This window comes from Plantibacter sp. CFBP 8775 (genome assembly GCF_014839505.1).
Lineage (GTDB): Bacteria > Actinomycetota > Actinomycetes > Actinomycetales > Microbacteriaceae > Plantibacter > Plantibacter auratus.
In genome coordinates this window covers 1,793,303-1,815,703 of record NZ_JACYNV010000001.1, presented here as the reverse complement: position 1 = coordinate 1,815,703, position 22,401 = coordinate 1,793,303, and the positions used below count along the sequence as shown (strand labels likewise).

Annotated in this window: 17 protein-coding genes and 1 tRNA gene; 4 read left to right on the top strand and 14 right to left on the bottom strand. The window is 69.2% G+C overall.

The features are described from left to right. Positions 1–35 precede the first annotated feature (35 nt). The 5 genes from IFR14_RS08590 to IFR14_RS08570 all read right to left on the bottom strand — a co-directional run bounded on the left by IFR14_RS08590 (position 36) and on the right by IFR14_RS08570 (position 5,968). Positions 36–1,337 (bottom strand): CDP-glycerol glycerophosphotransferase family protein, encoded by a 1,302-nt coding sequence (locus IFR14_RS08590; RefSeq protein WP_191940808.1) that lies wholly within the window; start codon positions 1,335–1,337, stop codon positions 36–38. Between the two features lie 68 nt (positions 1,338–1,405). Continuing rightward, a complete protein-coding gene (locus IFR14_RS08585) occupies positions 1,406–2,290 on the bottom strand; it encodes a glycosyltransferase family 2 protein (protein WP_191940807.1) in 885 nt (294 codons plus the stop codon). Next, entirely contained in the window at positions 2,290–3,117 is an 828-nt protein-coding gene (locus IFR14_RS08580; RefSeq protein WP_191940806.1) for a CDP-alcohol phosphatidyltransferase family protein, read from the bottom strand. The genes IFR14_RS08585 and IFR14_RS08580 overlap by 1 nt, the downstream gene beginning before the upstream one ends. Next, positions 3,118–4,185 carry a glycosyltransferase family 2 protein gene (locus IFR14_RS08575; protein ID WP_191940805.1) on the bottom strand — a complete coding sequence of 356 codons (1,068 nt, stop codon included), beginning with the start codon at positions 4,183–4,185 and terminating at the stop codon, positions 3,118–3,120. A 121-nt stretch (positions 4,186–4,306) separates the two neighbouring features. Continuing rightward, positions 4,307–5,968 (bottom strand): S1C family serine protease, encoded by a 1,662-nt coding sequence (locus IFR14_RS08570; protein ID WP_191940804.1) that lies wholly within the window; start codon positions 5,966–5,968, stop codon positions 4,307–4,309. A 158-nt stretch (positions 5,969–6,126) separates the two neighbouring features. Between IFR14_RS08570 and IFR14_RS08565 the strand changes: the two genes are divergently transcribed. Beyond that, a complete protein-coding gene (locus tag IFR14_RS08565) occupies positions 6,127–7,323 on the top strand; it encodes an aminotransferase class I/II-fold pyridoxal phosphate-dependent enzyme (RefSeq protein ID WP_191940803.1) in 1,197 nt (398 codons plus the stop codon). Between the two features lie 62 nt (positions 7,324–7,385). Here the strand turns inward: IFR14_RS08565 and IFR14_RS08560 are convergent, their stop codons facing one another. The 4 genes from IFR14_RS08560 to IFR14_RS08545 form a co-directional block, all read right to left on the bottom strand. Next, positions 7,386–8,282 (bottom strand): glycine betaine ABC transporter substrate-binding protein, encoded by an 897-nt coding sequence (locus IFR14_RS08560; protein ID WP_079705563.1) that lies wholly within the window; start codon positions 8,280–8,282, stop codon positions 7,386–7,388. A 71-nt stretch (positions 8,283–8,353) separates the two neighbouring features. Further along, complete coding sequence (locus IFR14_RS08555; protein WP_191940802.1) at positions 8,354–9,361, bottom strand: ABC transporter permease; 1,008 nt, start codon at positions 9,359–9,361, stop codon at positions 8,354–8,356. Beyond that, complete coding sequence (locus IFR14_RS08550) at positions 9,358–10,719, bottom strand: quaternary amine ABC transporter ATP-binding protein (RefSeq protein WP_191940801.1); 1,362 nt, start codon at positions 10,717–10,719, stop codon at positions 9,358–9,360. Before IFR14_RS08550 ends, IFR14_RS08555 begins: the two co-directional genes overlap by 4 nt. A gap of 397 nt (positions 10,720–11,116) precedes the next feature. Continuing rightward, positions 11,117–11,599 (bottom strand): Lrp/AsnC family transcriptional regulator, encoded by a 483-nt coding sequence (locus IFR14_RS08545; protein WP_079705560.1) that lies wholly within the window; start codon positions 11,597–11,599, stop codon positions 11,117–11,119. A gap of 169 nt (positions 11,600–11,768) precedes the next feature. Here IFR14_RS08545 and ald point away from each other — a divergent pair, with 169 nt between their 5' ends. Beyond that, positions 11,769–12,872, top strand: a complete 1,104-nt coding sequence (ald, locus tag IFR14_RS08540; protein ID WP_191940800.1) for an alanine dehydrogenase — start codon at positions 11,769–11,771, stop codon at positions 12,870–12,872. 83 nt (positions 12,873–12,955) lie between these two features. Here ald and IFR14_RS08535 read toward each other — a convergent pair. The 3 genes from IFR14_RS08535 to IFR14_RS08525 all read right to left on the bottom strand — a co-directional run bounded on the left by IFR14_RS08535 (position 12,956) and on the right by IFR14_RS08525 (position 17,300). Then, positions 12,956–13,029: transfer RNA gene (locus IFR14_RS08535), tRNA-Met, on the bottom strand. 144 nt (positions 13,030–13,173) lie between these two features. Then, positions 13,174–16,098 carry a UPF0182 family membrane protein gene (locus tag IFR14_RS08530; protein WP_124769026.1) on the bottom strand — a complete coding sequence of 975 codons (2,925 nt, stop codon included), beginning with the start codon at positions 16,096–16,098 and terminating at the stop codon, positions 13,174–13,176. Between the two features lie 71 nt (positions 16,099–16,169). Continuing rightward, entirely contained in the window at positions 16,170–17,300 is a 1,131-nt protein-coding gene (locus IFR14_RS08525; RefSeq protein ID WP_159878268.1) for a YlbL family protein, read from the bottom strand. A 165-nt stretch (positions 17,301–17,465) separates the two neighbouring features. Here IFR14_RS08525 and IFR14_RS08520 point away from each other — a divergent pair, with 165 nt between their 5' ends. Together IFR14_RS08520 and IFR14_RS08515 are read left to right on the top strand one after the other, a co-directional pair. Further along, positions 17,466–18,818, top strand: a complete 1,353-nt coding sequence (locus IFR14_RS08520; RefSeq protein ID WP_082916189.1) for a zinc-dependent metalloprotease — start codon at positions 17,466–17,468, stop codon at positions 18,816–18,818. Positions 18,819–18,905: 87 nt separating this feature from the next. After that, complete coding sequence (locus IFR14_RS08515) at positions 18,906–19,775, top strand: TOMM precursor leader peptide-binding protein (protein ID WP_124769024.1); 870 nt, start codon at positions 18,906–18,908, stop codon at positions 19,773–19,775. Here IFR14_RS08515 and IFR14_RS08510 read toward each other — a convergent pair. Together IFR14_RS08510 and nudC are read right to left on the bottom strand one after the other, a co-directional pair. Further along, a complete protein-coding gene (locus IFR14_RS08510) occupies positions 19,663–21,396 on the bottom strand; it encodes an ATP-dependent helicase (protein ID WP_191940799.1) in 1,734 nt (577 codons plus the stop codon). The genes IFR14_RS08515 and IFR14_RS08510 overlap by 113 nt on opposite strands. A 25-nt stretch (positions 21,397–21,421) precedes the next feature. Beyond that, complete coding sequence (nudC, locus tag IFR14_RS08505) at positions 21,422–22,360, bottom strand: NAD(+) diphosphatase (protein WP_079705555.1); 939 nt, start codon at positions 22,358–22,360, stop codon at positions 21,422–21,424. Positions 22,361–22,401 lie beyond the last annotated feature (41 nt).

Sequence of the window (22,401 nt, the reverse complement as noted above, 5' to 3'; positions counted from 1 at the left end):
TTCTCCTGGGCGCGGACTCAACGGCTCAGGGCGCTTCAGGCGCGTCCTTCGTCGTCGTCATCCTCGTCTTCGTCCTCATCGTCCTCATGCTCGTCGAGCTCCGGCCGGCCATCGGCGTGCGCGAGGGCGAACCGTTCCCACTCCGACATCAGATGCTCGATGGCGCTGTGGAACCTCGCCGTCGTCACCCCGGGCGTCGTGTCACCGAAGTAGTACTCGACCCAGTGCTGCAGTCGCGCGACCGTCTCGGGATCACCGAGGAGCCGGTCCACTCCGTCGACGATGTCCGCGGCGTCCGACGCATCGAGCCATTCGCACGCCGAGAGGTACCCTCCGGTGTCGATCTCCGCCTCCGGATTCACGGGACGGGTGATCATGAGCGGCTTCCCGCTCGCGAGGCGGTCGTAGACCATCGCGGAGATGTCGACGATGGCCGCGTCCGCTGCCGCCAGCTGCCAACCGAGGTCGGCACCCGTGTCGACGACGTGCTGGGCCGAGGCGTCCGCTCGGTTCGCCTCCTGGAGCGCGGCCATGATCTCGCGGTTCGCACTCGCGTAGGCCGGATCGACGACACCGCTCCTCGGGTGCGGGCGGTACACGACGCGGTGCCGCCCGGTCGTGATGAGTGCTCGGACGAGGGCCACGCCGTGGCTCGCGATGGAACCGTACGCCGCAGCCGCGCGGTCGCCCTCCCAGGTGGGCGCGTACAGGACGACGGTCCGCTCATCGGGCGTGTAGGGCAGCTCGCCCGAATAGTGGTCGGCCTGCGGGCGGCCGATCATGATCGCGCGCTTGTCGAAGTCGTAGTCCCAGAGCACCCGCTCCAGCCGGTTCCTCGCCGCTTGGCCGGCGATGAGGCTGTAGTCGTAGGCCTTGAACTGGTTCGTGGTCATGTACATCTTGTCGCTCTCGCCATGGTTGACGAAGACGTGCCAGCGGGAGCCGTAGCGGAACATCTGGAAGTTCTTGGCGTTCTGGTTGACGTACAGCACGACGCGGATGTCCTGTTCGGCCAGCGTGCGCTCGAGGGCGACGACCGTCCGGACATAGGCCGTCGGGATCGGCGACTCATCGAACAGCTTCGCCGCAGCCGTCGCACCGCGGCTGAGGATGAGGACGGGCCACTGCTTCGACAGTTCGGCGAGGGGCCGGTACCACTGCCGGATCTGGTACATGTTGACGGCACCGTCCGCGAAGTACACGGCCACCTTGTAGCGTCCCGGCTCGATCACGGGAGCCGCCTGCATCTGCGCCGCGAGGACGGCTCTGGCCCGCCGGTTGGCGAGCAGGTCCTTGGCGAGCGTGATGGCACGACGACCGTCTCTGATCAGTCCCATGTCAGCTCCAGCATCCGTCAAGCGTAACGACGCCAGGTCACGGTGGGATCACGACGGGTGCCCGCCGCTCAGATGACGGGAGGTCGTCCTGCGCGCGTCATCCGCCAGACCGTCCGCCAGCGCAGTGGACGACGTTCGCCGGGGTCCGTCCGCCAGCCCTCGCGCCAGCCGCCGAACCAGGGACGGAGGGCCTCCGGCTTCCGCCACCACCGGATCACCTGGATCGCGGTCCAGGAGCCCACGTACAGCGGGATGAGCGGCACCGGGAGGTTCCGCCGCGCGAGCCAGACCCGGTTCCGCGCGTTGAGCCGGTAGTAGGCGGTGTGCCTCGTCGGTTCGGTCACCGGGTGGTTCGCTTCGAGGGACGCCTCATACCAGGCTCGCCTCCCCTGGTCCCAGACCCGCCAGGCGAGCTCGATGCCCTCATGCGCGTAGAAGAACGGGTCTGCCCATCCGCCGACGGCGTCGAACACCGACCGCGGCAGCAGGACGGCCGCTTCGAGGCAGGAGAACACGGCGCTCGAATGCCCGGGGTCCTTGTCGCGGGTTCGCGGCACCCAGCGGGACGGCGTCGCTGCACCGTCCGCGTCGGCGAGCCGGGGCTGGATGAGGCCGATGGAGCGGTCCGCGTCGAGCATCGCGATGGCGTCGCGGAGGAACGTGGTGGACGGGATGGTCGCGTCGTCGTCGAGGAAGAAGACGAACTCCCCCTGCACGGCGTCTGCACCACGGTTGCGGCCGGCCGGGATCCCGAGGTTCTCCGACAGGGCCAGGCCTCGAGCGCCGTCCGGAAGTCCGATCGGCTGCCAGCCGTTGCCGACCACGACCACGTCGAGCTCCACCGCTTGCTGGGCGAGCACGCTCTCCACGGCTGCGGTGAGCTCGACCGGGCGGGTGCCCTGCGTCAAGACCACGACGCCGACGGAGCGCGTGACCGGGATCGGGCCGGACATCACGCGTGGAGCCGCTTCGACGAGACGATCGCGATGAAATGCCCGACGAGCGTCAGGAACGCGAGCGGTACGAGGATCGCGAGCACCCAGCGCATCGCCTCGACGTCGCCGACGAACAGGCCGACCACGGAAGCGGCGAAGATCACCATGGTGAGCTCGACCGAGTGGAACAGCCGGTGGAACGGGAGGAACCGCGCCACCGTCCGCGCCGTCGCGAGCAGTCCCCCGCGCGGCGCCGACTCCTCGGTCGAGTAGGTGAGTTTCGGCGCCCCGAACCCGGCGCGGGCGACGCGCACCATGTCGTTCAGCGCCTTGTTGAGCACGACGAACAGCGCGAGTGCGAATCCGAGGGTGATCCAGACGAGGTCTTCGGGCGCATCGACCGGCCACGCGGCGGCACGGACACCGAGCGCGATCGCGATGAGCGACTCGGTGGAGTAGTGGCCGACCGAGTCCAGGAACGCACCGGCCGGACTCGACGTCCGCCGCCAGCGCGCGACCTCACCGTCGCAGCAGTCGACGAGCATCTGCGTCTGGCCGAGCACGAGCGCGAGGGCCGCACCTCCGAATCCGGGGATGAGGAGCGCGGCGGCCGTGGCCCAGCCGGTCAGGATCATCAGACCCGTCACGCCGTTCGCGCTGATGCTCGTGCGCAGCAGCAACCACGTGACGTACGGCGACAGGTCTCGCAGGTACAGGTCGGCGGTCCAGTGCTCGGCGTTCTTCCGCGCGCGGACCTCCGGCGGTTGCGCCACGGCACGGAGCTCGGCGATCGTCCGCGGGGGCGTGAGCCTCGGACCGGTTCCGGCCGTGCTGGGATCCGACATCTAGACCGCCTTCGGTGGATTGCGCAGCGCGGAGATGCCCTTCGCGAGCGAGCCGTAGCCGAGCACGAACCCGGTGCCCCAGCAGAAGTGGATGCACGGCAGGACGGCGAGCATCCAGAGGCTCGTGCGTACCCCGTCCCGCCCGGTGACGACGATGCTCGCGAGCAACACGATGGCCGCGTAGGCGATGGGGGCTGCGAACCCGAGAAGCAGCCACGGCGTCGCTCCCGCACCCAGCTGGACCAGGCCTCCGAGCCCGAGCAGTGTGCCGAGCACGATGCCGAGCACCAGGACCGGCGGCGCGAAGTAACGGAGCGTGCCGCGGGTGGGGAAGCTCCGGCTGAGCTCGCCGCGCCAGAGCCCGGTGGAGAAGAACTGTCGCGCCAGGGCCCGCATGCTCGCACGCGGGCGGTAGACGACGCGCAACGCGGGCGTGAACCAGACGAGGCCGCCGGCCTGCTTGATCCGGCGGTTGAGCTCCCAGTCCTGTCCACGTTTGATGCGCTCGTCGAACATGCCCACCCGCATGAGCATCTCGCGGTCGAAGACGCCGAGGTAGACGGTGTCGGCAGGCCCCTCTCGACCGCCGACGTGGTGGGGTGTGCCACCGAGCCCGACGCGCGAGCCGTACGCCCGCGCCACCGCCGTCTCGAAGCTCGTGCGCCCCTGGGCGTCCATGATGCCGCCGACGTTCTGCGCCCCCGTGCGGAGCATGGTCTCGACCGCGAGTCGCGCGTAGTCGTCGGGCAGCTCGGAATGGGCGTCGACCCGGATGACGATCGGATGCGTCGACGCGGCGATCGCCAGGTTGAGTCCGGCCGGGGTCGACCCGACGCGGTTCTCCAGCACATGGATGCGCGGGTCGGCCGCCTGGAGCTCTCGGACGAGCTCGGTCGTGCCGTCGATGCTCGGCCCGACGGCGATGGTGATCTCCACGTCGCCGGTGTAGTCCTGCGCCAGGAGGCTGTCGACGGCTGCCCTGACGTGTCGGACGTCGTTCAACACCGGCATCACGTAGGAGACTCCGGGCGACGACGGTGCGTCGGCCTGGCCTGTGTCGTTCGACATGGGGGTTCACTCCGTGTTTCGTTCGATCGAGCCTAGCAGCCGGTCGTCGGGGTGGCCCGGACGCGGAGGACGCCCGCACGGAGGCCGTGCGGGCGTCCTCCGGGGCATGACGCCCCGGGTGTCAGAGCGCGAGCTCGCCGAGCGTGACCTCGGCGGTCTGCGCGTCGTTGCCGCGGGTGAAGGTGAGCTTCGCCGTCGCCCCGGCCGCGAGCGCCCGCACCTGAGCGGTGAGGTCGTTCGCACCCGTGACCGGGACGCCGTTGAACTCGGTGACGATGTCCCCGGACTTCAGACCCGCGGCCTGCGCGGCGCCGTTGTCGGTGACCTTGTCGATGAGCGCACCGGCGACCGTGCTCTTGGCGTCGCTCGAGGCGTCCTTCACGGTCGCGCCGAGCAGGCCGTGGGTCGCCTTGCCCGTCTTGATGATCTCGTCAGAGACGCGCTTGGCGATGTTCGCCGGGATGGCGAAGCCGACGCCGATGCTGCCGCTCTGCGACGACGAGTCGGTGCTTCCGGCGCTCGCGATCGCGACGTTGACACCGATGAGCTTGCCGGTGCCGTCGACGAGCGCGCCACCCGAGTTGCCGGGGTTGATCGCCGCGTCGGTCTGGATGACCGCGATGGAGATCGAGGAGGTCGGCGCGGTCGGGGTGGTCTGCCCCGGCACGTCGAAGTTCCACGGGCTCTGGTTGTCGCCGTTCGAGTCGCCGGACCCGCCGTCGTCGCTCGATCCGGAGTCCGGAACGGCGGAGGAGGCGACGGTGATACTCCGGTTGAGGGCGCTGACGATGCCGTCGGTGACGGTCCCCGCCAGTCCGAGCGGCGCACCGATCGCGACAGCCGTCTCGCCGACGTTGAGCTTGTCGGAGTTCGCGAACTCCATCGGGCTGAGACCCGAGGCGTCCTCGAGCTTGATGACCGCCAGGTCGTAGATCGGGTCCGTGCCGACGATCTTGGCGTTGTACAGCTTGCCGTTCGCATCGGTGACCCGGATGGTCGGGTCGGCGACCTGGCCGTCCAGGGTGACCACGTGCGTGTTCGTCAGGACGTAACCGTCCTTGCTGAGGATGATCCCCGACCCGGTACCGGCGCTCTGCCCGCCCTGGACCGAGAGGGTCACGACGCTCGGCCCGGCCGTCGCGGCGATGGCCGTGGTCAGGCTGACGTCGGCGTCGTCGTTGATGGTGAACGCCTTCGAGCCCGCCTCGTTGCTCGAGACGCTCGACTTCGTCGCGTTCGTGACCCAGAGCGTCGCCCCGGCGCCGGACGCTCCTCCGATGAGGGCACCGACGGCGAGCATCGCGACCATGCCGGCCAGCGGGCGGTTGGTCTTCTTCGTCCGCGCTGCCGGTGGCGTCGGGACGCCAGGGTGCTGCCCGGTCGGCTGCTGGGCGTAGGGGGACGCTCCGTAGGGACCGTGCTGCTGACCGGGCTGCGGCTGAACCGTGGGCAGCTGACCGGTGGGCTGCTGGTACGCGGCGTACGGGTTCGGCTGCTGCTGACGGGAGAAGGCTGCGGACGGGTGCTGCGGCGCCTGCTGATACGGCGAGCCCTGCTGGGCCGCGCCGTAGGGCTGCTGCGTCGGCTGACCGGCGGGCGGCGCGGCCGGGGGCATCGCGGTCGGGGGCGGGAAGTACGCTCCTGAGGTCGACGGCCGTGCCTCGCCCGCGGGAGGCACTGTGCCGCCCGCCTGCTCAGCGGGTGCGGACTGCGGCGCGGTCTCACCGTTCGGGGTGGACTGGGGGTGTTCGGCGGGCTGCTGTCCGTCTGCGGTGTCGGTCATGGCGATTCTGCTCCTTCCAAGCGCAGTCAGCTTCCCGTGCTGAGCTGAGTGTTTCATTCGCGCCCGCTGTGCGCCGGCTAGGGCTTCGCCGCAAGGACCTGCGCACGGTGTCCTAGATTGGGAGCGGCCCGCGCCCGCGGCCACGGAGGGAGATCGACATGGTGGTTGACGGACCCTGGCGGCGCACTGCCGAAGGCGCCGGCCTCGTCGACGAGGACGGACACGTCTCGTCGACGATCTTCGCGGAGATGAGCGCGCTCGCGCTGCAGACCGGAGCCGTCAACCTCGGCCAGGGGTTCCCCGACGAGGACGGGCCCGAGGCGGTCCTCGCCGAGGCGGTCGCGGCCATCGAGCGCGGCGAGAACCAGTACCCGCCCGGCCCGGGCACCCTGGACCTCCGCACCGCGATCAGCGAGCACCAGCGACGGTTCTACGGTCTCCAGCCAGACCCGCAGGGAGAGGTGCTCGTCACCGCCGGAGCGACCGAGGCGCTCGCCGCGACCCTCCTCGCCCTCGTCGAGCACGGCGACGAGGTCGTGACCTTCGAGCCGTTCTACGACGCGTACGGCGGACTCATCGCCCTCGCCGGCGGCCGGCACCGGACGGTCAAGCTGCGCGCACCCGACTTCCAGCCGGACCCGGACGAGCTCCGCGCCGCCGTCACCGACCGGACCAGGGTCATCCTGGTCAATACCCCGCACAACCCGACCGGCACCGTCCTCGACCGCGCGACGCTCGACCTGATCGCCGAGTTGGCGGAGCGCCACGATGCGATCATCGTGACGGACGAGGTCTACGAGCACCTGACCTTCGACGTCCGGCATGTCCCCCTCGCGACCCTGCCGGGTGTCGCCGGACGCACACTCACGATCTCGTCCGGTGGCAAGACCTTCAGCACGACCGGGTGGAAGATCGGCTGGTTGAGCGGACCCCGAGAACTCGTCACGGCCGTCACGACGGTCAAGCAGTACCTCAGTTACGTCAACGGCGCACCGTTCCAGCCGGCGATGGCGACCGGACTCCGACTGCCCGACGCCGCATTCACGGCCATCGCCGACGGCCTGCGCGGCAAACGGGACCTCCTGAGCGCGGGCCTCTCCGCCGCCGGTTTCGACACCTTCCGACCGGACGGTACCTACTTCATCGTGGCCGATGCGACCCCGTTGGGCTTCGACGATGCTGCAGCGTTCTGCCGGGCACTGCCCGAGCTCGCCGACGTCGTGGCGGTGCCGCTGTCGGCGTTCTGCCTCGACCGGCACGACCCGGACTACGCGTCACTGGTCCGGTTCGCGTTCTGCAAGCGCGTCGAGGTGCTGGAGCGGGCCGTCGACGGCCTCGCCCGGCTCCGCAGCTGACGCCCTGATGCACACGACGACGGGCACCGGATCGCTCCGGTGCCCGTCGTCTCATCGATCCGCTACTTGGTGAGCGAGTCCACGTACTCCTGGTTGTCGCTGATCCACTGCTTGACGACGGGCGCGTAGTCCTTCGAGTCACCCTCGTTGAACATCGCGTTCTCGAGCGAGAACAGTCGCTCCGAGTCGAAGTCGAAGTCCTTCAGCCACCCGGCGAGCGTCGGGTACTCGTCCGCGAAGTCGGCCTTGCCGAAGCTGTGGATGCCTTCGGCGTCCCCGAGGGCGCCCTTCGGGTCCTCGAGGTCCTTGATCGGGAACGCGTCGTAGGCCCAGTGCGGACGCCACAGCGTGACGGCGATGTTCTCACCGGCGTCGGTCGCGGCCTTCAGCTCCGAGAGCATCGCCGGGGTGCCCGAGGTCAGGAACTCCCAGTCGTCGAGGCCGTACTCGGGGATGACCTTGTCCTGGGTGGCCTCGGTCAGTCCGGCACCGGGGTCGATGCCGACGAGGCGGCTGTCGAAGAGGTCCGCGTTGGCCGCGAGGTCCTCGAGCGAGTCGACAGGGGCGTCCTCGTTGACGGCGATCGTGAGCTTGGCGTCGGTGTTCCAGGCGCCGAGGTCGACGACGTCGTCACCGAACTTCTCGATGTAGCTCGCGTGCGTGGTCGGCAGCCAGACGTCGAGCGTCAGGTCGTAGTCACCGGTGCTGAGGCCGGAGAACACCGGGGCGGGCTCCGCCTCCTCGAGGGTGACGTCGTAGCCCTGCTCCTCGAGCACGGCCTTCCACAGCTCGGAGGCCGCGATGCCCTCGTCCCAGCCGCTGAACACGGCGATGGTCACCGCCTGCTTGTCGCCGTTCTCGAGCGTCTCGTCCGAGGCGCCCGCGGAGCAGCCGGAGATGGCGAGCGTCGCCGCCGCCCCCGCTGCGATGGTGGTTGCGATCTTGGTGCGGTACTGCATGTTCGATGATTCCTTTCGTCCCGCGTGACGCGGGGATCGGTGTCGTCGGATGGAAGCTGTGTGCCGGTGGGTCACCGCACGGTGGTCGGCGACTCGGCGGGAGTGCGCTGCTCCTCACCGGAGGCGGTGCTGTCGGTCGTCGTGGTGCTCGAGGCAGGCGCCGGTCGGATCCCGCCGGGCGAGGACGGGGCAGCCTTCGTGCGCTTCCCGCGCTGCTTGCGACCGCCGCCGAGGGAAGCCGTGAGACGGTCCAGGAAGATCGCCAGGATGACGACCGACAGGCCCGCTTCGGAGCCGAGCTGGATGTCGATCCGGGAGAGGCTCTTGACGACGTCGCCACCCAGGCCGCCGGCGCCCACCATGCCGGCGATGACGACCATCGAGAGCGAGAGCATGATGACCTGGTTGACTCCGGCCATGATGTTCGGCATCGCGAGCGGCAGCTGGATCTGGCGCAGGATCCGCCAGGAGGAAGCACCGAACGCGTTGCCGGCCTCGACGACCTCGCGGTCGACGTTGCGGATCCCGAGTTCGGTGAGACGGACGGCCGGGGCCAGCGCGAAGACGATCGTCGCGACGATGCCGGGGACGACGCCGATGCGGAACAGGATGAGCGCGGGGATGAGGTAGACGAACGCAGGAGTCGTCTGCATGAAGTCGAGCAACGGCCGGATGATCGACGACGCGACCTTCGAGCGCGCGGCCAGGATGCCGAGTGGGATCCCGATCACGATGGCGATGAGTCCGGCCACGAGCACGAGCGAGAGCGAGTCCATCGCGTTGTCCCACTGCTCGACGCCGACGATGATCAACAGCCCGACGGCGGAGCCGACGGCGAACACCGGACCCCGTGCGACGAAGGCCAGCAGGGCGGCGACGATGATGATCACCCAGAACGGCGGACCACTGAGCACGAGGTCGACGCCGTCGTACAGCCCCTGGAAGACGCTCCGGATGACGTCGAAGACGGGCTGGAAGACGTCGGTGATGAAGTCGACGAAGGCTTCGACCCACGCTCCGATCTCGGGGCGGGTGATGGCGTCCAGGAACCCGGACGACTGGAGACGGATGCCGTTCATCGGACACTCCCTTCCGGCAGGCTCGCTGCCGGTTCGGCGGCGCTGGTCTCGATCGACGAGGTCACGTCGTCGGGGTGCTGCGGGTCCTCCGCGGTCGACCGCAGGGTCGCCGTGATGAGCTCGACGGGCACCGTCGCCGGCGGCCCGACGAGGCTGATCTCGTCCGTGTTGGTCGGGACGTTGCCGACGGCGGCGAGCAGGGTCACCCGCGGGACGACGCCCAGCAGGCGCGTCCGCTCGTCCACGACGGCGACGGGCAGGGCGCTCTCGACGGCGGACTCGAAGAGGTCGACGAGCGCCGCCTCCGGCGAGACCGTGGCGAGGTCGGCGGTGATGACACTGCCGAGCTCGTGGTCGCCCGCACGGACGAGACGCAGCACGTCCTTGTCGCGGACGACGCCGAGGAGCTGCCGACCCGGACCGACCACGAAGGCGGTCGAGGTCTGCAGGTCGCGCATGATGCGCAGGGCGGCCCGAGGTCCGGCGGACGCGGAGACGACGGAGCGCGCGGGTTCCATCACGCCACCGGCGGTCAGGACGCGGGCGCGGTCGACGTCCTGCACGAACTGGGCGACGTAGTCGTTCGCCGGGTCGGTCAGGATGTCGTTCGGGGTGCCGACCTGGACGATCCGGCCGTCGCGCATGACGGCGATCCGGTCGCCGAGGAACATCGCCTCGTTGAGGTCGTGGGTGATGAACACGATGGTCTTGCCGAGCTCGGCCTGCAGCTCGACGAGCTGCTCCTGCATCTCGCGGCGGATGAGGGGATCGAGCGCGGAGAACGCCTCGTCCATGAGGAGGATGTCGGTGTCCGAGGCGAGTGCGCGGGCGAGGCCGACGCGCTGCTGCATCCCACCCGAGAGCTGGCCCGGGAGCTTGTCCTCCCAGCCTGCGAGCCCGACGCGCTCGACGACGGCCTGGGCCCGCTCGCGTCGTTCAGCGGCCGGCACACCCTTCACCTCGAGTCCGTAGGCGGCGTTCTCGAGCACCGTGCGGTGCGGCAGCAGGGCGAAGTGCTGGAAGACCATCGAGATGTTGTCCTGTCGGACCGCACGCAGCTGCTTCGAGGACACCCCCGAGATCGGCTTCCCGGCGATGGTCACGGTGCCCGCCGTCGGTTCGAGCAGGCCGTTGAGCATCCGGATCAGCGTCGACTTGCCCGAGCCGGAGAGGCCCATCACGACGAAGATCTCGCCCTGTTTCACCTCGAACGAGGCGTCGATGACGGCTGCGGTGGTCCCGCCGGAGGCGAGTTCGTCACGCGAGGCACCGGCCTGCAGGCGTTTCACGGCTTCCTTCGGCTTCCTGCCGAAGACCTTGTACAGTCCCGTCGCGGAGACGGCAATCGTTTCGGTCATGTGTTCTCCTGGAAGCGCACGCGGAACCGCGGTGCGCTCTTCCTGTCGATCGTCAGGCCGGGTCGAACGGCTCTCGATCCGCCCCATCGGCGCACTGATGGACAGCGCGCGGGCTCGGATCACGTGGGGCGACAACGGCTACCGCGTGGCGTTCGACCGTACGTCCAGCACGCCGTCACGGGGCGACAGGGGGCGGGACGCGGTTACGTAGGTCAGCCCTTGCGGGCCGTCGACAACGCTAACGAAACTCACAGCTGCTGGCTAATCGACGATCCCCCAACAGGCGGACATCGCGCACGGCCTCCATGGCAAAACCGAACATGGTCAGGGTTTTCCGCCCGAGTCCTTCGTTATGCGTTCGTGACCTTCGCCCGGCCGGTACAGCCGCGGATCGCCCTCACTCCCCCACCGCGACGCCGATGAACGAGTGATCGAACACCAGGCTCGTGCGGGTCGAGGCGACCGTCGGATCGGCCGACAGGTGCTCGACGACGAAGTCGCGGATGTGGGCGCTGTCCCGCGCCGCGAGATGGATGACGAAGTCCTCGGAGCCGCCGAGGAAGAACACCTGCACGACCTCCGGGAGCTGTCGGATGCCGGCGCTGAACTCGGCGATACGGGCGCGAGCCCCCGCCCTGATGTTGACGCTGATGAGCGCCTCGAGACCGAGCCCGACCGCGACCGGATCGATACGCGCCGAGAACCCCGTGATCACGCCGCGGTCGACGAGCGACCGCACTCGGGCGACACACGTCGAGGGGGCGATGCCGACGAGCTCCGCCATGCGGGCGTTCGTCATGCGTGCGTTCTCCTGCAGGAGCCGCAGGAGTGCGTGATCGACGTCGTCAAGGTCCGCGCGTCCGTGCAGATTGTTCGTCATCCTGCGCCCACGTCCCTTTTCAGCCGAATCATCATCGAATTCAGACGCGAATTCCGCAAAAGCTGCGGCGTTCATCCGGCTGAAACGCAGCAACCTCAGAATAGTCGCACACCGTCCACCGACGAGCGGGAGAGCCGAGCCTTGGCCCAGCCTGCGAGAGGAACCAGACATGCGAATCGGCATCCCCACGGAGATCAAGAACAACGAGAACCGGGTCGCGGCGACGCCAGGCGGCGTCCACGAACTCGTCCGACACGGCCATGAGGTCATCGTCCAGGCGGGCGCCGGCCTCGGGTCCGGCAATCTCGACGAGGCGTATCGTGCCGCCGGCGCGACCATCGCCACCGACGCGGCCTCCGTCTGGGCGGCGGGCGACCTCCTGCTCAAGGTGAAGGAGCCCGTCGCCGCCGAGTACGACTTCCTGCGGGCCGACCAGACGCTCTTCACCTACCTCCACCTCGCGGCGGACCGTCCGCTCACCGACGCCCTGATCGCCTCTGGGACCACCGCGATCGCCTATGAGACCGTGCAGCTCCCCAACCGCTCCCTGCCGCTCCTGCAGCCGATGAGCGAGGTCGCAGGACGACTGTCCACGCAAGTCGGCGCCTACCACCTCATGCGCGCCACCGGTGGACGAGGGATCCTGCTGGGCGGCGTGCCCGGAACCCCCAAGGCGAAGGTCGTCGTCATCGGCGGCGGGGTCGCCGGCGAGCACGCCGCAGCCAACGCGCTCGGCATGCAGGCGGACGTCACGATCATCGACATCTCCATCCCTCGCCTGCGCGAGCTGGAGAACCGCTTCAGCGGGCAGATCCAGACCAGGCCGTCATCGGCGTACGAGATCGCGGAGCAGCTCCGCGACGCCGACCTCGTCATCGGCTCGGTGCTCATCCCCGGGGCTCAGGCCCCGAAGCTCGTCACCGACGCCATGGTGGCGGACATGAAGCCCGGCTCGGTGCTCGTCGACATCGCCATCGACCAGGGCGGCTGCTTCGAGGGCTCACGGGCGACGACGCACGACGACCCGACGTTCCGTGTCCACGACAGCCTCTACTACTGCGTGGCCAACATGCCCGGCGCCGTCCCGGAGACCTCGACGCGCGCGCTGACCAATGCCACGCTCCGGTATGCGCTCGCCATCGCCGACCAGGGCACGGGAGCAGCAGTGGCGGCCGACGCAGCGCTCCGCGCGGGCGTCAACATCCACGCGGGTGCGGTCACCAACGCCGGGGTGGCCGCGGCGTTCGGCCTCCCCGTCGCGACGATGGACTGACCCGCCGCCCGCCGACGGCGGGCGACCATCCCCGCAAACGACGAAATCCCGATCTCGAGGAGACCGGGATTTCATCTTTTCTGTTGCAGGGGCAGGATTTGAACCTACGACCTCTGGGTTATGAGCCCAGCGAGCTACCGAACTGCTCCACCCTGCGGCACAAGAGATAAACCTAGCATGCATTCTGAGGGCGTGCAAATCGCGTGCCGCTGAGCACTCCGATTCCGGCCGAATCCCTCCTCCTGGAACGCCGAACGGCGCCGCCCGTCAGGGCGACGCCGTTCGGATTGCAGGCTCGGAATCAGCCGTTCAGCAGTGCCAGCGCCTGCGCCAGTGCGTCGGAGATCTTCTTGTCCGCCACCCCGTAGGCAGCCCAGTCACCGCTCGCCATGGCCGCGTCCTTCTCGACCATCGCGGCCTTCGCCTGGTCGAGCAGCGTCTTGATCTGCGCGTCCACCGTCGGGTCACCCGTGCTCGGGGTCGAGCCCGTGTCGGTTCCGCCGCCGGTGTCCGTGCCGTCCGTCGGGGGCGTCGTGCTGTCGCCCGGGACGTTCGTGTCACCCGCATCCGCACCCGAGTCGCCGCCGAACAGGACGTCGAGCGCCTCGTCCAGCGTGTCCTCGAAGGCGATCTGGTCGCCGAAGGCGACAAGCACCTTCTGCAGGAGCGGGAAGCTCGTGTCGCCGGTGGACTTCACGTAGACCGGCTGCACGTAGAGCAGACCGCCACCGACCGGCACGGTCAGCAGGTTGCCGTTCAGCACCTCGGTCTGACCCTGCTTCAGGATGTTGATCTGGCTCGACACGCTCGGATCGGAGTCGAAGGTGTTCTGCACCTGGCCGGGGCCCGGTACGGTGTCGTCCTTCGGCAGGGTCAACAGCCTGATCTTGCCGTAGTCGGAGCTCCGCTTGCCGTCCTCGGCGCCGGCGTTCGCATCGACCGCGAGGTAGCCCGTCAGCACGTTCCGCGACTGCTCACCGCCCTGACGCGGGATGAACGTGGAGTACAGGGAGAAGGACGGCGCGTCCTGCTCGGGCAGCTGCATCGTCAGGTAGTACGGCGGCTGGTACTTCTTCTCGGTGTCGGTCGACTGCGGGTCGTTGGGGGTGACCCACGCGTCCTCGCTCGAGTAGAACGATCCGGCGTTGGTGACGTGGTACTGGCCGAGCACCGAACGCTGGACCTTGAAGAGGTCGGCCGGGTACCGGACGTGGCTCATGAGATCGCCGGACATGTCCGACATCGGCTTGACCGTCGACGGGAACACCTTCTGCCAGGTCTTGAGGATCGGATCCTGGTCGTCCCAGCTGTAGAGCGTCACCTTGCCGTCGTACGCGTTGACGGTCGCCTTCACCGAGTTCCGGATGTAGTTGACGTCGTCGAGCGCGTAGTTCTGCGCCGGCGTGACCGAGTCGGAGATCGTGTCGGACAGGCTCACGGTCTTCGAGTAGGGGTAGCTGGCGCTCGTCGTGTAGCCGTCGACGATCCAGACGATCTGACCGTCCACCACGGACGGGTAGGGGTCGGAGTCGAGCGTCAGGTAGGGAGCGACCTTCTGGACCCGGGTGAGCGGGTCGCGGTCGTAGAGGATCTGCGACTGGCTGTTCACGGAGTCGGAGAGGAAGATCTGCTCCGACTGGAACTTGAGCGCGTAGACGAGCTTCTTGAAGACGTTGTCGAGCTTGGGCCCGCCATCACCGTCGAAGGTCGTGTAGGTCTGCGACTCACCCTGGGTGCCCGACGGGTAGTCGAGCTCCACCGGGTCCGCGCCCTTGGGAGCGCCGACGATGGAGTAGTCCGGCGACTGCTCACCGAAGTACACGCGCGGTTCGAAGTCGCCGAGCGCGCCGGTGGTGGGGATGCCCGACTCGAGGAAGACCGGCTCACCGGAGGCCGAGCGCTGGTTGCCGTAGGCCGCGACCAGACCGTACCCATGGGTGTACACGACCGTGTTGTTGATCCACGACTGCGAGTTGTCGAGGCCGGCGACGTTCAGCTCGCGGACCGCGACGACGGCGTCCTGCGTCTTGCCGTCGATGTTGTAGCGGTCGACGTCGAGCTGCTTGTCGAAGGAGTAGAACTGCTTGAACTGCTCGAGCTGCGCGACCGAGGCGCTCACGAGCGACGGGTCGATGATCCGGATGTTCGCCGTGGTCTCGGCGTCCTGACGGAGTGCTCCGGGGGTCGCGTCGGTGGTGGCTGCGTACTCCTCCTCCTCGACGTCGGCGATCCCGTAGGCGTCGCGGGTCATGTCGATGTTCCGCTTGATGTACGGCGTCTCGAGGCTCTTCGCGTTCGGCTCCACCTGGAAACGCTGGACGATCCACGGGTAGAGGCTGCCGACGATGAGGGACGCGACGATGAGCAGCGCGGTACCGACGAGCGGCAGACGCCAGCGGCCGGTGAACGCGGTGACGACGAACAGGACGGCGACCATGAGCGCGATCCCGGCGAGGATGACCCGACCGGGGATGGTCGCGGCGACGTCGGTGTACGAGGCACCGGTGATGAGCGTGCCGGTGTCGTTCAGCGTCGTGTACTGGTCGAGCCAGAGGCTGACGGCCTGCAGGATCAGGTACAGCGCGGCGAGCACCGAGATCTGCACGCGGGCCGCCATGGAGATCCAGACCTCACGGCTGACCACCCGGATGCCTCCGTAGAGGTAGGTGACGACGGCGGTTGCGATGAGGGCGATCAGGACGACCGCCGAGGAGAAGGCGACCACGGCTTGGAAGAACGGCAGGTCGAAGAGGTAGAACGACACATCGAGGTTGAACTGCGGGTCCTTGGTACCGGACGGGGTGCCGTTCATCCACAGCAGCACCAGCTGCCAGCGCGAGGCCGCGGCGACACCGCCGAAGAGCCCGAAGAGCGCCGGGATGCCGTAGGTTGCGAGTCGGCGGAGCGGCTCGACCACCTGCTGGTAGCGGTCGACCTGCGAGCTGAGCTTCGCGTAGACCGGACGGGTCCGGTAGGCGATCTCGATGGCCAGCCAGACGGGGAGGGCCATCCCCACGAACCCGACGAGGAACATGGCGATCGCCGCGATCCACTGCGTGGTCAGGACCTCGGTGAAGCCGAGCTGTTGGAACCACAGCAGGTCGGCGTAGAACCCCGAGAACACGAAGAACCCGATGAGGAGCGCGGCGATGATCGCCACCGTGATCGCGATCGGGGCGCGTCGGCGCTGAGTGGACAGGGGCTTCTCTGCTGCTGCGGATGTCACGTGTGGCCTCTTCAGATAGGGGTCGTCCCACCCATCCTAAAGCGGCCGGGCTGGGAGAGCGCCCGAAGTGGTCAACCGGCCGAGCAGGTGGGCAGCTTGCTCGTGTCGGCTCCGTCCGCGATGGCCTTGAGCGCTGTGAGCGAATCGTCGAGGGTCTTCACGGCGAAGACCGTCAAGCCGTCGGGGACGTGTCCGGCGACCTCGTCGCAGTTGCTCTCCGGTGCCAGGAACCACTCGGCCCCGGCGTCCTTCGCGCCGAACAGCTTCTGCCGGATGCCGCCGATCGCGCCGACGTTCCCGTCGGCGTCGATCGTCCCGGTACCGGCGACGTCCTTCCCGCCGTTGAGCTCACCCGGGGTGAGCAGGTCGATCATGCCGAGCGCGAACATCATGCCGGCGCTCGGGCCGCCGACGTTGTCGAGCTGGATGGTGATGTCGACGGGGAGGTCGTAGGTGGTCTTGGTACCGATGCCGATCACGGTCGAGGTCGTCCCGTCGGACGCGGTCGCGGTCGTCGGCGTGATCTCGACGGTGCTCGCCACTCCCCCACGCACGATGTCGAGCGTGACCGGCTTGTCCGTACCGTTGGCGTTGATCGCGTCCCGCAGGCCGGCCAGGCCGGTCACGGGCGTGCCGTCGACCGCGACGATCTCGTCGTCGAGCCGCAGCACCCCCTGCGCGGGCGCACCCTCAGCGATCTGTGCCACCACGATGTGCTCGGGAACCTCGTACCCGAGCTCGCGCAACGCCGCCGCGACCGAGTCCTGCTGCGAGTCGACCATGAGGGTCGCGTTCTGCTCGTCGCGCTGCTCGGTCGTGACGCCGGGCGGGAAGTAGAGGTCCATCGGCACGACGGCTCGGCTCGGGTCGAACCAGGCCGAGACGATGTCGAGCCAGCCCGGGCTCCGTTGCGGATTCCCGACCAGCTGGACCGTCAACATGTCGAGCGTGCCGCCGGTGTCGTAGGTCTGCTCGTCGTGGACCTCGATGAGCGGGACGTCGCCGTCGTCACCCTCGGTCGTACCCAGCACGTTGAACACGGGACCCGGCTGTTCGATGACGTACGGTGCGGGAACCGCCGACAGCACGCCGAGGAGGACGAGCGAGAGGCTGAGCACGATCCAACCGAACCGAGCGCGACGATTGCGCCCCTGACCGGTCGGTGCCGAAGCGGTGGGAGCCTCATCGGCGAAGAGCGACATGCAAGCCTTCCGGAGTGTTCGCGGTGGGCGGAAACCCGACCAACCATACCCCGGCGATTCTTCAGCGAGGTGCGACTAGCGTAGAAGGCCCAGCACCGAGCTATCTGAGAGGCGGCTGACGTGCCAGAGGATTCCGACAAGAGTCCGGAGGACGAGTTCCGCGACATGCTCCGCGAGCTCCTCTCCGGCAACGGTTCGTTCGACCCGAGCCAGCTCGCCGGCGCGGCCGGCCTTCCCAGCGATCCGGCCAGTCTCGCCGCGCTCATGTCGCAGCTCCAGGGCGCACTCCGCTCCGGTGGCGACGGCATCAACTGGGACACCTCGCTCCAGCAGGCGAAGACCATCGCCGGGGACGGCTCCCAGGACACGACGCCCGAGCAGCGTGCGGCGTTCGAGCAGGCGTTCCACATCGCCTCCCTGTGGCTCGCCGACGTCACCGACGTGGCCGAGCTGTCGAGCGAACCGGCCCTGTACACGAGGACGCGCTGGGCCACGAAGACGATGCCGTTCTGGACGCAGCTCGCCGAGCCGGTGGCCACGAACATCGCGAACGCCCTGACCGGCGTGCTCACGGAACGCGCGCCCGAGGAGCTGTCGAGCATGATCGCGAACGCCGGACAGCTCGTCCGCGGCATCGGCGGCACGCTCTTCGCGATGCAGCTCGGACAGGTCGTCGGCCAGCTCTCCAAGGAGGTCGTCTCCGGCGGCGACATCGGCATCCCGCTGCTCGACGACAACGAGGCCGCCCTGGTGCCCCAGAACGTCGCCGACTTCGGCGAGGGTCTCGACATCCCGGCGGATCAGGTCCAGATCTACCTCGCGGTCCGTGAACTCGCGCACGCACGACTCTTCCGCCACGCCCGCTGGCTCCGCCTGCACCTCATCTCCTCGATCACCGACTTCGCACGCGGCATCCGGATCGACACCGAGCGACTCGAGGAGCTCGCCGAGAGCTTCGACCCGTCGAACCCCGAGGAACTCCGAGAGGCCATGACGAGCGGTGCGCTCATCCCCGCCCGAACCGAGGCGCAGGACGCGAGCCTCGCCCGACTCGAGACGACGCTCGCCCTCATCGAGGGCTGGGTCGACGTGGTCACCGCGGCAGCCACCGAGCGTCTCCCCCGCTCCGCGGCCATCGCGGAGACCGTCCGCCGACGCCGCGCCGCCGGTGGGCCGGCCGAACAGGCCTTGGGCGCGCTCGTGGGACTCGAGCTGCGACCCCGCCGGCTGCGCGAGGCTGCGCAGATGTGGCAGCAGGTCACCGACGCCGTCGGTACCGCGCAGCGCGACGCCCTGTGGTCGCACCCCGACCTCGTGCCGACCGCAGCCGACATCGACGCCCCGGAGGCGCTCATCGCGCGCCTCGAAGCTGAGGCCAGGGGTGAGCGTCCCGAGCAGGACGAGATGGATCTCGCGCTCGAAGACCTCCTCCGTGGCGAGGAACGCGGCGACCAGCACGACGACGAGCCCGGTTCGGAGCCCTCCGGCCCGAACGGTGCCGGCGGCCCCCCGGTCTGATCCACGGCGACGCTCCACAGCTCGTCCTTCCGGGCGGGCTGTGGAGAGTGCCGACGCGACCGGTCGTCGACCCGCCATCATCGATGGATGACGACGCGCCTCGATCCCAGGAGACCGCTGCTCTGGCGAACCCCGCACAGCCTGCAGGTGGGAGTCGATGAAGCGGTCGTGCTCGACAGCGTCCGGACCGAGACCGAGCAGGTCGTCGCGGCACTGCGTGCCGGCTTCCCGGCTCTGGTCGAACGACGACTCGCGGACGCCTTCGACATCCCAGCCCACGAGATCGATCGCGTCCTCTCGACGCTCGACCCGGTGATCGAGCACGGCGGCCCCACCTCCTGCCCCGCCGTGACGCACCGGGTCGTCGTGGACGGCGCGAGCCTGGCGGCCGAGCTCCTCCGACGCCTCCTCTCCGAGCAGGAGGCGGTCGCACTCCTGCCACCGGAGTCCGGGTCGACCGGAGCCGGGTCGCACCCTGGCCGGGTCGACGTCGCCGTCCTCGTCGCCGACTTCGTCATCCCGCCGAGTCGGTACACGCGGTGGCTGCGCGACGACGTCCCGCACCTGCCGGTCGTGTTCAGCGATCGTGTCGTCCGGATCGGGCCGTTCGTGACACCCGGCTCAGGGCCGTGCCTGCACTGCGTCGAGCTGCACCGCACCGACGACGATCCGGCCTGGCCGGCCGTCGCCTCCCAGCTTCTCGGGCACCGCTCGCCACTCGACACCCAGCTCCTCGGTGCGGAGGTCGCGACCCGCGTGACCCGTCTGGTGCTCCGACACCTCGACGCGTCCCAGCCCATCCTCGCGAGCACCCAGCTGGTGGTCGACGCCGCGACCGGTGGGGTCAGGCGCCGCGTCGTCCGGGAGCACTCGAGGTGCGCATGCCGAGCTCTGCCAGGAATCGCGACGGCTCGCGACGACCACCGCGTTGCTGCGTCTCGGACCAGGACAGGTTGAGCAGCCGCTTGGCGCGCGTGATGCCGACGTAGAGGAGCCTCCGTTCCTCGTCCGCCTGCTCGAACTGTTTCGCGTAGGAGATCGGCAGATAGCCCTCGGAAAGCCCGATGAGGTGCACGGCCTCCCACTCGAGGCCCTTCGCCGAGTGCAGGGTCGCCAGCGTGACCGCCTCGACCGTCGGCTCGTGCTGCGCGGCCTGCCGCAGTTGCAGCTCATCCGTGAAGGCGCGGAACGAGGTCCCCTCCGGCGCCTGGTCGACGAGCCCCATGATCGCGTTGAGCGACTCCCAGCGGTCGCGCACCGCACCGCCGCCGTCGGGCGGGTCCTGGCTCCAGCCGAGCGACCGGAGCACGTCGCTCACGGACTTGAACAGCGGCTCACCGCTGATCGAGACGGAGGCCGCGCGGAGCTGGAGCAGGGCCTGCCGCACCTCGGGTAGCTCGAAGAAGCGCTTGGAGCCGTGCATGACGTAGGGGATGCCGGCTTCGCCGAGGGCCGTCTCCAACGCCGCCGCCTGGACGTTGATCCGGTAGAGCACGGCGATCTCCGAGGCCGGGACGCCCGCCTGCAGCTGCACGAGGATCTCCGAGGCGACGCCTCTCGCCTCGGACAGCTCGTTCGGGTACTGCCGCAGGCCGACCGCCGGCGTGTCAGGGCGTGCGGTCTGGGTGCCCTCGTCGTCGCGTGCGGTGGCCGCTGAGAGGTGCAACGCCCCTGGGCGCCCCCGCATGAGCGTGTTCGCCGCGGCCACGACCGGCGGGGCGGAGCGGTAGTTGCGCTCGAGCCGGACGACCGTGGCGTCGTGGTACCTGGTCGGGAAGTCGAGCAGGTAGTCGGAACGGGCACCGGCGAAGGAGTAGATGGTCTGGCTCGCGTCGCCGACGACGCACACGTCCCGTCGACCGCCCAGCCAGAGTTCGAGGAGTCGGTGCTGCAGCGGCGAGACGTCCTGGTACTCGTCCACGACGAAGAAGCGGTACTGCTCGTGCACCTGCATGGCGACGGCGGGCTCGGTCTCGATCATGCCGGCGCAGGCGAGCAGGACGTCCTCGAAGTCGATGCGTCGGCGCTCGTCCTTCAACTGCTCGTAGGTCTCCTGGAGCGAGATGACCTGCTCGAGGGACAGCTTGGCCGGCAGCGGCCGGTTCGACGCCGCATACTGCTCGAGGGTCAGGCCGGACACCTTGCGCCATTCGATCTCGCCCGCCACGTCGCGCAGGGTCGCGGTGTCGACCCGCAACCGGAGCCGTTCGGCTGCGTGCCCGAGCACCCGGCCCTTGCTCTCGACGAGCGCGGGCACCTGACCGCCGACGACCTGGGGCCAGAAGAAGTTCAGCTGCGAGAGCGCGGAGGCGTGGAAGGTCCTGGCCGAGACGCCCTCGGCTCCGAGCGCCCGGAGCCGACCACGCAGTTCAGCAGCGGCGCGGCTGGTGAAGGTGAGCGCCATGACGCGCGACGCCGTGTAGGTCCCGGTCGCGACCCCGTAGGCGATGCGATGGGTGATCGCGCGGGTCTTGCCGGTGCCTGCGCCGGCGAGCATGCACACGGGTCCGCGGAGCGCCTCCGCTGCGACGGCCTGGTCGGGGTCGAGTCCGGCCAGCAGTTCGGCCGGACTGCTCATCGGGGCCCCTCGGTGGTGCCGCGCCTCATCGAGACCAGGATCCGCGAAGCCACTCGTCGATCACGGCTCGTGCGATCGACGACGGTCCGGGGAGGATGACGTCGGTGGCCGGGTCCTCGAGTTCCTCCCGCGTGAACCACCGGAGGTCGAGGATCTCCTGGCCGTCCGGGACGAGCGCCTCCGGATCCTGATCCTCCGCGAGCGGGGCGACGAAGCCGAGCATGAGCGAGCGCGGGAACGGCCACGGCTGCGAACCGAGGTAGACGGGAGTGCCGAGACGCATCCCCGACTCCTCGAAGATCTCGCGGGCGACGGCTTGCTCGAGAGACTCGCCGGCATCGACGTAGCCGGCCAGCAGTGAATACCGGTTGTGCTCCCACATCGCGTTCGACCCGAGCAATATCCGTCCCTGAGGATCGACGACCGCGACGATGACCGCGGGATCCATGCGCGGGAAGAGTTCGTTGCCGTCGACCGGGCAGTGCCGTGCCCAACCGGCGTTGCGGACGGTGGTCGGCGAGCCGCAGTGCGCACAGAACGGCTCGGCTCGGTGCCAGCCGGCGATCGCCAGCGACGTCGCCAGGATCCCGACGTCGCGGTCGGACAGCCGGTGTCCGCTCCGGCGGAGGTCGAACCAGCGGTCCTCATCCTCGGTGATCGCGTCGGCATCGGCGTCGGCGAGGACCCACAGCAGGATGTCGGTGCCCGGTGGGGTTTCCGGGGTGTCCTCGACGGTGCTTCCGAGGTAGACCATGAGCTCCGGCTCGGGCAGGTCCGAGGGATCCAGGAGGTCGAGCGCGTCGCCGGTCACGAGTGCGCGCCGGCCGCGGAGGACGACGGCTCGGGCGTTCGGATCGACCCGCAGTCCGTCGAGCACGTCCGGTCGTGAACGGAGCTCGCCGTGACGGTCGAGTCCGCCTCTCGCAAGCGGTAGACCGGCGAGTGCGCGAACCTGAATCGTCATGGACAACCTCTCTGAGGGCGTGGCGAGCGCGGCTCACCGGG